Raw genomic sequence first — 7,984 nt, 5'->3', positions numbered from 1 at the left:
TTCCTGTACTGAACAGTTGTCATCAATCACCATGCTGGCCGCACGATGTTTGAACTCGCGGGAAAAGACTCTTCTTTCTTTCATGGAACCTCCAAATTGGCGAAATCATATCGCCCTTAAGAGGTGTCCGGAATTATTAGGCCAGTTCAGCTTGCTCGCGATGGCGGTAGCACGTTACATACCCATCTGAAGGGTAAGTGTCCGAACCACCCCCGTTTCAACTCAGAGCTTGATCTGTTTAAACCACTGATTCACGCGTTCGTAATCAAAGATCGTCGGGTCGAAGGTCTCCCCGTACCATTCCACCATAGCGTGGTGTTCGGGATGTCCGGGGTCGGCCATGGCCTCTAAAAACACTTCGTAACCCGGTCCTCCACCCACGTCTTCCGGTGGGCAAGCATTGGCGCCCCCGATGCAGTACGGCACTTGAGAATAGGCAATAGCGGGTAATGTTTTTTCGACCTTGATGCGGTGATGCCAGCTATCACCGAAGTCATAGAGATAATTGAATGTCCGTTTTCCGTTCAGTGCCTTGATCAGTGTTTTACGAGCTTCCGGATTCACCGGCGGCCCCCAGCCATCAGGATCGGGCACGCCATAATTCTCACCGGCAATTTCAAATTCATGCAGATGGTAATCGCTCCAACCCATCACGATCTGGATCACGTGATGCAACCTGCCCAAGGTAATGTTTTCAGGCACTGCGAACCGACGCCAAATCGTTGGGGTCGTCCACTTCAGCTCGATATGCAGTAGCAACAAGTCACGCTCGGGCTTTGGCAAGCGAACAGTTTTAGCCATGGCTCAGGCAGCCTCGCAGTGTTAGTGAGTGTGAGAGACACGCTCCAGGGCCGCAGTTCGTTAGCCCGACTGAGCGCTTGGCGATGCGTTCCATTACGTAGGTCACGGTGATGAACAATCTGAGTCATCAATGCTGCTCCGGGGCTCATGCCAGAGTTTCAAGGTAATTGAATAACCTGGTTCAGGCCATTTGAGTTTCGATTTTTGCCAGAAAGCTCCCTCGCCACGGGGACTTGCGCTTAACCCGCGCCTAGTCATTTGTTCGCAAGCGCCAGTTCGAACTGCTTGTTCCCAAATATTGATTGAGTCGTCAGGGCTTTCTTAAGCACATCCGAATGCATCGTTAAGTTTCTACTGGCTGTACAAGATGTTGTAGAACGAGGCTTGCCCATCCTCGATCAAAGACAGATCGTGCCCCGTGGGGATTTTTTCGAACAGCGCTTTGTTGACCGCCATCCGACGCATGATGATCACCTCCAGCAATTGACCGAACAGCGCTTCATCACGGACGTATTTTTTCAGCTTTAGAATTTCGCGGGGCTTGTCTTTCAGGACGTGAAAGGCGTAATTCATCACAATCATATTGGAGACGAACAGGTTCCCCGTTGACTGAAGCGGATTGACCGCATCGATCAAAGCATCAAATATTTTTTGCCTGTCCTGAGCATAGGTGGGCAAAAAAACGTCGGGGTACATAAGCACGCTGTGCCGATCATTGATCGCGAAGCGGTAATGGGTATCGTCGGGCTCGGTGAGTAATCTGACTGTGCTTGTTTGAAACGTTTTCAGCGTGCTGAGCAATTCATGCTCTTTCCTGCTGTCGGCCTTGATCGCTTTATAGACCAGATCAATCACATCCAGAAAAGCCACCGGCCCCAGCCCATCGGTCGCCATCATCAGCTGATTGCCCTCGATGCTGAACCGACGATACGCCTCGTCATCAATGCTCAATTCGAAGAGGAGGAACCTGAGCATGTAGTTCCGAAGGCGCGCATCCGCATCCAGGGCGCTGTTCTTCAAACTGATCAGCTGGATCAGGTAGAAGAAAATAAAGTAATCCTTGTTGGTTCGTTGCCGGTTGTCGATTTCAAGCAGGTAGCCAAAGCGCGACAAGACCAGGAGCAGGGCGTAGCAGTCGGGTTCCGTGAAGCCGTTCTTCAACATGGCTTTTTCGAAAGCACTGGTGGAAAACAGATCATGCCAGCGGCTAACGCTGAAGGGCGCGCCATTGTGTTTTCTCGCGACAACGGTCAGCAGTGAGGGCTCGTCTTCTTCGTAAAAAACAGCACCCAACGCCTTCGGATACGGCCGGACGTTCAGGAAATTTTCAAGCTTGTATGAGAGAAGTTCGAGTACATCCATTGCTTTAAGCCTGCCGTTTCGTATTGCGGAGTAGATATTCGTTGCTGTATTTGGCTTTGTGCTTGTTGTGGTGTGTAGTTTGTGCCTCTTTCTAGCTGGCATTCAGATGGATAGTTGATGGTTTATGTTATTGCGATTTATGAAGCCAGGAAGAAAAATCGGATACGTAAATTTCATCCAGCGTTAGCGTCGGCGGTATATTTTCGATGCTGTCAGCAATCTCGTCATAAGGCGCTGGCAAGACATAGCAGAGGCCGAAGTCCTCGTTGAGGATTATGACGCCATTAAATATGCGCTGGCGTTTGGTCAGTTTTTTTATTTGGTCAAAAGGCATTCCTGCAGAAAGCATGTTCTGGTAAAGCCCTTTGTATTGCGCGTTGCAACCAATTGAAAAAATTGTTCCGTCAGGAAGGGTCGAGAGGGTGAGCGTACTATCGATTACGTACGCTGTTCTAGTTTCACCGTCAGGTAGCGTGTAGTTATTTATCTCGACTTTATGATGCTCATAGAGCTCATTCATGTAGGTCGAGATATTGTCTTGCAATAAAATGTTCGCAATTGAATGCTTGGATTTTATGTCGGCTGCAAAATCAATCATTTAAATTCCACCGTACATTAACGTGCCGTTTACGAGGACGGCAGCACATACATGCCTGACTTCAAGGAGTATGTAGACCGTGGCGAGGGAGCTTGCTCCCGCTCGGTGGCGCAGCGGTTTTATGTAGGAGTGCGCCGGCCTTTTTTTTGGGGCGGCTTCGCCGCCCAACGGGAGCAAGCTCCCTCGCCACGGGTTTGCGTTTCGGAGCAAACCCTGTGGTGTTCGATGATTTATTCCTCGTCCAAATCTTCCTCATCGATCAGCCCTTGAACGAAGCGGAGGAAATTCGAGCAGACCAGCTTTTCGGATTGAGCCTGATTCTCTTCAGGGCTGAGGTCGCTATCGAAGCTATCAGTCGTGAAATAGCTAACGACTTCGGTATCAAGGTTCAGGCAAAAGAAGTTGCCACCCCAGTCATTTGCGAAAGGTAAGAGGTGCACAGGAAGTACCTGTTTCTTCAGCATCAACTGATAGGTGGATAGCACCGTGGAGTCAGCGCCAGCAATTGGCTTGAAGGCGGCCACTTCCAGTGGCTCGTCGAAATCATCGCCGACCCAGTAGGTGCGCTCCGGCACGCCGCCGTTGTACTTGAGGTAATGGTTTCTAAAAGGCGTGGGTAGCTTCTTGCCAATAGCGGACTCCAAAAGATCCAAGTCCGCTGGCGTGATGGCTGCTTCGTCATCTGAGAATGTATTTTCAAGCATCGTTAATCTCCGTTTATGAGCAGCGCCCAGCTTTGGCTTTAGGGATCTTGTTGGCCAGCCAACCTTTTTTGGAGGCGGCAAGGACTGACTCAGTGCTCTCGTACTTAACCTTGAAGTGTTTTTCATATTGCGCGACTGAACCACCATGCGGGAACGTAGCCTCATGTGCGGTCGTTTTAACGAGCTGCATCGTGGTTGTACCGGTTTTGGGGTTGAAGTCATCAACGTGGTGCCAGGTGTAGTCCTTCGCTGCTTTCTTCGAGATACCGGCCTCTTTGAAGGCCTGCGTGAAGTCGCGTCCCCTTGCGCCTTGCATCTTGATGGTCACGATATTCTTTTGTGAGCCCGTTGTTGGGAACAGGTCACTGCTTCCCGTGAAGTCCACCCCTGCAAACGCCCAGCCCCATGGATCCGCCCAACCGATAGGGTTCGGAGCGTATTGGTAAAGATTGAGCCCACCTTCCAACCCAATCGGATCCGGCGTAGTAAACCGCCCCACATCCGGATCATAAAACCTGAACGTATTGAAATGCAGCCCCGTTTCCCGATCCAGGTATTGCCCCTGGAACCGCAAATTCTGCTCTTCGATGTAATACGGCTCGCGCACCTCTTCCAGCGTGTTACCCCACACCCGATACGTAGCCTGCCAAACGTTGTGCCCGTCGGCTTCGGTGAGTTGTTCCGGTAGGCCGTTGAGGTCGTTGTGGTAGTAGCGGATCTTTTGCAGCGGGCCGCTGCCGTCGACGCGGGCCAGGGGTGCGTAGCCGTCGTCTTCGTAGAGGTACAGGCTGGTTTGCTGGTGGCGGTGCTCCTGCAACAGGCGCAGGCCGTCCCAGGTGAAGCGGGTTTCGCCCAGCGGGTAACCATTGTTGTCGTGTTCGGCCTTGGTGATGCGCCGGCCCAGCGGGTCGTAGGCCATTTTCACCACGCTGCCGTTGTCGCTGCGCACCTCGATCAAGCGGCTTTCGGCGTCGTAGGCAAAGTGCTGCACGCCGCGTTTGGCGCTGCGTTTTTCGATCATCCGGCCGAAGGCGTCGTAGCGGTAGCGCTTGTCCTGGTAGGTCAGCAGTTTGTTGTGCACCACCAATCCGGCGCCGGGGGCTGGGCCGTCCAGCAGGTTGGCGGCGGCGTCGTAGGTGAAGGTCTCGCGCTGGCCGTGCAGGCTGTCCTGGCTGGCGATGATGCGGCCGGTGGCGTCGTAGTGCAGGAGCTGGCGCTGTTGCGCGGCGGGTTGCTGGTCGAGTTTGCCGATGAGGTTGTCGGCGGGGTCGTACTCGAAGTGTTTTTGCACCGCCGCCGGCAGCAGCGAGGGTTGGCTGCTGTGGCGGCGTTGCCGTGCGCGCAGGCGGCCGCTGCGGTCGTATTCGCTGCGGGTGCTGATCTGCCCTTGGGTGCGCAGCACTTCGCGGTGCAGGCGGTCGCGTTCGAAGTCGCTGATGACCTGGCCGTCGAGGTTGATCTGGTGCAGGTGGCCGCTGCCGTAGTACAGGCGGTTGACCCAGCGGCCATCGGGCAGCTGGGTCTGGATCAGGTTGCCGAGTTCGTCGTAGTGGTGTTGCAGGCTGCCGGCGGCGCTGTTTTGGGCGAGTAACTGGCCGAGGGCATCGTAGGCGAAGCTCAGGGTCTGGGCGTTGCCTTGCAGGTCGGTGAAGGTGACGGCGGTGAGTTGGTCCAGCGGGTCGTAGCTGTATTCGGTGCGGCCATCGTCGGTGACTTTGGCGATCAGCCGGCCTGCGGCGTCGCGTTCCAGGCGATGGACGATGGGGGGCTGTGGGGATTCGGGAACGAGCGCCAGGCCGGTGCCGTAGGGCGCGGGCATCGCCGTCACTGCCGCGACGTTGTCGAGGCGGTCGTAGTCGTAGCGCTTGGCGCTGCCGTCCAGGTCCTGCTGCTCGATCAACCGATCCCCGATATCCCAGGCAAACCGGTAGCTCTCGCCATTCTCGTTGGTCAGCGCTTGCAGCCGGCCGAAGCTGTCGTAGGCGAACTGCACTTGCCGGCCCTGGGCGTCGGTGCGTTGGCGGACCTGGCCGCGACGGTTGTGTTGGTAGCGCGTGGTGTGCCCGGCCGGGTCGGTGTAGCCGGTGAGGTGGCCGGCGGTGTCGCGCTGGTAGTGTTCGGTGCGGCCGTCCGGCAATTGGCTGCTGAGCAGGCGCCCTTGGGCGTCGTAGCTGAATTGGGTGCGCTCGCCGAGGGCGTCGGTGATGGTTTGCAGGTAACCGCGCGCGTCGTAACTGAAGCGTGTCGGGTAACCCGAGCAATCGACGTGTTCCACCAATTGGCCGAACGGGTTCCAGCGCAGCTTCTTGCTTTTGCCGGTGGCGTCGATGATCTCCACGACTTGGCCATGGGTGTCGTGGCGGTAGCGGGTGATGTGGCCCAGCGGGTCGGTTTCGGCCGTGCAGTTGCCGCGTTGGTCGTAGCGGTATTTCCAGCTGTGGCCGGCGGCGTCGGTGTCCACCAGCGGCAGGGCCCAGTGTTCGAGCCAGAGGGTGGATTCGCTGCGGCCCAACGGGTCGGTTTCGCTGAGCAGGTTGCCGGCTTCGTCGTAGCTGAATGTGTACTGGCCGCCCTGTGGATCGGTGGCGCTGAGCAACTGGCGTTCATCATTCCATTCGAACAGCCACGTCTGGCCGAGGTTGTCAGTGAACTCGGTGATCTGGTGCTGGCTGTTCCAGTGCCGGGTGCTGACGCGCTGCAAACTGTCGCTGATGCGGGTGATGCCAGCCTTGAGGTCATAGTCGAACTGGTAGGCGTCGCCTTCGTCGGTCCAGTGGCGGACCACGCGCCATTCCTGGTCGTCGATCAGGGCCCATTCGTAGAAGCAGTGCAGGCCGCTGGGCAACTGGTGCTCGACCATTCGTTGCCCGGCGTCGTAGCTGAAGCGCCGTTGCACCTGGCCGGTGGCGTCGCGCACTTCGGCGAGGGTGTTGGCCGCGTCGTAGGCGTAGCTGACCAGCACCTCCCGCGTTTGGTCGGGGTAGAGGCGTTCGATGTGGGTGACGCGTTCGCCTGCGCGGATCAGCTCGACCTGCACCAGGTCGAAGGTGTCGCGCAGCCGCACCAGGCGTCCGGCGTCGTCGTAGTCGAGGTGGATGCGGTTGTCGTTGCGGTCACCCAGTTGGCTCAGGCGCAGGTGTGATGGGGTGGCGGGCGAAGGTTCGAACAAACGGTACAGGCCGTCGTCGCTTTCGATCAGCAATTGCCCGTTCACATGGCGGCGCACGGCCAAGCCTTCGCCGGCACTGAACACCGCGCCGCCCAACGGGATGGAGCCCATGTCGATGGGCCGGCCTTGTTCGTCGGTGTAGACCAGGGTTTCGCCGCCGTCGGGGTGGGGCTGGATTTGCACTTGGACTTCGTAGGCCACGCTCCAGCCGGCACCGAACAGGCTGTCGCGGCGTTCGTCGCGGCTGTTGTAGACGCGTTGCCAGTCAATCGGCAGGATGCCGGGCAAGACGAAATCCAGTTCCTCGTCACCGCCCAATACTTTGGCGCCCGTGGCGGCATGCACCGGGTTCGACGAACCCAGGGCGGCGTTGGCGGCCGCGTTCGCCGCGCTGCTGGCGGCCATGGACACCGCGCCGCCCACCAGCATGCACGGCAGTTTGCTGAAGAACTTGCCCTTGCCGCCCTTGAGCATCAGCAGCGCGGTGACCGCCAGGCCTACGCCCGGGGTCTTGCCGCTGCGGATCTCGCGCACCACCACCGAACCGCCGCCAATGGTCACGTTGGGCGAAATCAACCCGGCCGACACCACCGTTGCATCACAGGTGCTGCGATCGCCGCTGCGCACGGCGGGCTGGCCGTTGATGGTGACCTTGTCCGAACCTTCGGCCATGAACTGCGGTGGCATCGGCGGATGCTTCATGCAGATGACCAGGTCTTCCGGCTTGGGCACGGCGCCGGGGGCGGGCGTTGCGACGGTGGGGCGCCACATTTGCGAGAAGAAATTCCCGGCCATGTCCAGGTAGCTGGGGTCTTCTTCAGGCTCCGGCGCTTCAAGCTCGGTGCCGGCCGGGGCGACATGGGATTCAATCGCTCCGGCGGCGCGGGCCGCGGGGATATTGTTGGTGAGGGTGTCGGTGGAGCCGGTGAGGATGTTGGCCTGCACCGTGGGCGGAAAGAGGGCGTTGCCGATGCCCTCGCATATATTGCTCAGGCCTTTGTCGGCCCCGGTCTTGCTCATGGCCAGGCCGACGATGGTGCCCACCACCAGGCCCAGGACGAAGCAACCCAGGCCGCCGGTGACCACGGTGATGCCCGTGGCCGCGACCACGGCGGCGGTCGCCAGCGCGGTGATCGCGATGTTGGCCGCCACCTCCAATACGCCGCCCAGGATGTCGGCCATCATCGAGGTGTGGTTGAGTGCATCGCCCAGGCGGGCGGCCCAGAGCGCGTCAGACATGCAGGTCGCTCAGGTGGCTGATGAGAGTGTGTTCAAGCAATTTGATGCCTTCCATTGCGCCTGTTGTCCTTGTGGGTTAGGGCATGCTCATTGATGCCATTTCTGGCGCTT

Annotated in this window: 6 protein-coding genes; 1 reads left to right on the top strand and 5 read right to left on the bottom strand. The window is 58.0% G+C overall.

Going from position 1 to position 7,984, the window contains the following annotated elements; all coding sequences use genetic code 11:
* Positions 1 to 190 (top strand): hypothetical protein (locus AB4Z20_RS15525; protein WP_442090189.1); only part of this gene is annotated, 190 nt, incomplete at its 5' end.
* 32 nt (positions 191 to 222) lie between these two features.
* Here the strand turns inward: AB4Z20_RS15525 and AB4Z20_RS15520 are convergent.
* From AB4Z20_RS15520 to AB4Z20_RS15500, 5 genes are all read right to left on the bottom strand, one after another.
* The gene (locus AB4Z20_RS15520) at positions 223 to 801 is read right to left on the bottom strand and encodes a plasmid pRiA4b ORF-3 family protein (protein WP_442090188.1); all 579 of its coding nucleotides are present in this window, start codon (positions 799 to 801) and stop codon (positions 223 to 225) included.
* A 351-nt stretch (positions 802 to 1,152) separates the two neighbouring features.
* Complete coding sequence (locus AB4Z20_RS15515) at positions 1,153 to 2,163, bottom strand: hypothetical protein (RefSeq protein ID WP_442090187.1); 1,011 nt, start codon at positions 2,161 to 2,163, stop codon at positions 1,153 to 1,155.
* A gap of 127 nt (positions 2,164 to 2,290) precedes the next feature.
* Positions 2,291 to 2,761 carry a hypothetical protein gene (locus tag AB4Z20_RS15510; protein ID WP_442090186.1) on the bottom strand — a complete coding sequence of 157 codons (471 nt, stop codon included), beginning with the start codon at positions 2,759 to 2,761 and terminating at the stop codon, positions 2,291 to 2,293.
* A gap of 230 nt (positions 2,762 to 2,991) precedes the next feature.
* Entirely contained in the window at positions 2,992 to 3,465 is a 474-nt protein-coding gene (locus AB4Z20_RS15505) for an SMI1/KNR4 family protein (protein ID WP_442090185.1), read from the bottom strand.
* A gap of 13 nt (positions 3,466 to 3,478) precedes the next feature.
* Positions 3,479 to 7,873, bottom strand: a complete 4,395-nt coding sequence (locus tag AB4Z20_RS15500) for an RHS repeat-associated core domain-containing protein (RefSeq protein ID WP_442090184.1) — start codon at positions 7,871 to 7,873, stop codon at positions 3,479 to 3,481.
* Positions 7,874 to 7,984 lie beyond the last annotated feature (111 nt).

The organism is Pseudomonas sp. KB_12 (genome assembly GCF_052114545.1).
In the GTDB taxonomy this organism is placed as follows: Bacteria; Pseudomonadota; Gammaproteobacteria; order Pseudomonadales; family Pseudomonadaceae; genus Aquipseudomonas; species Aquipseudomonas brassicacearum.
This window is presented reverse-complemented; position numbering and strand designations above follow the sequence as displayed.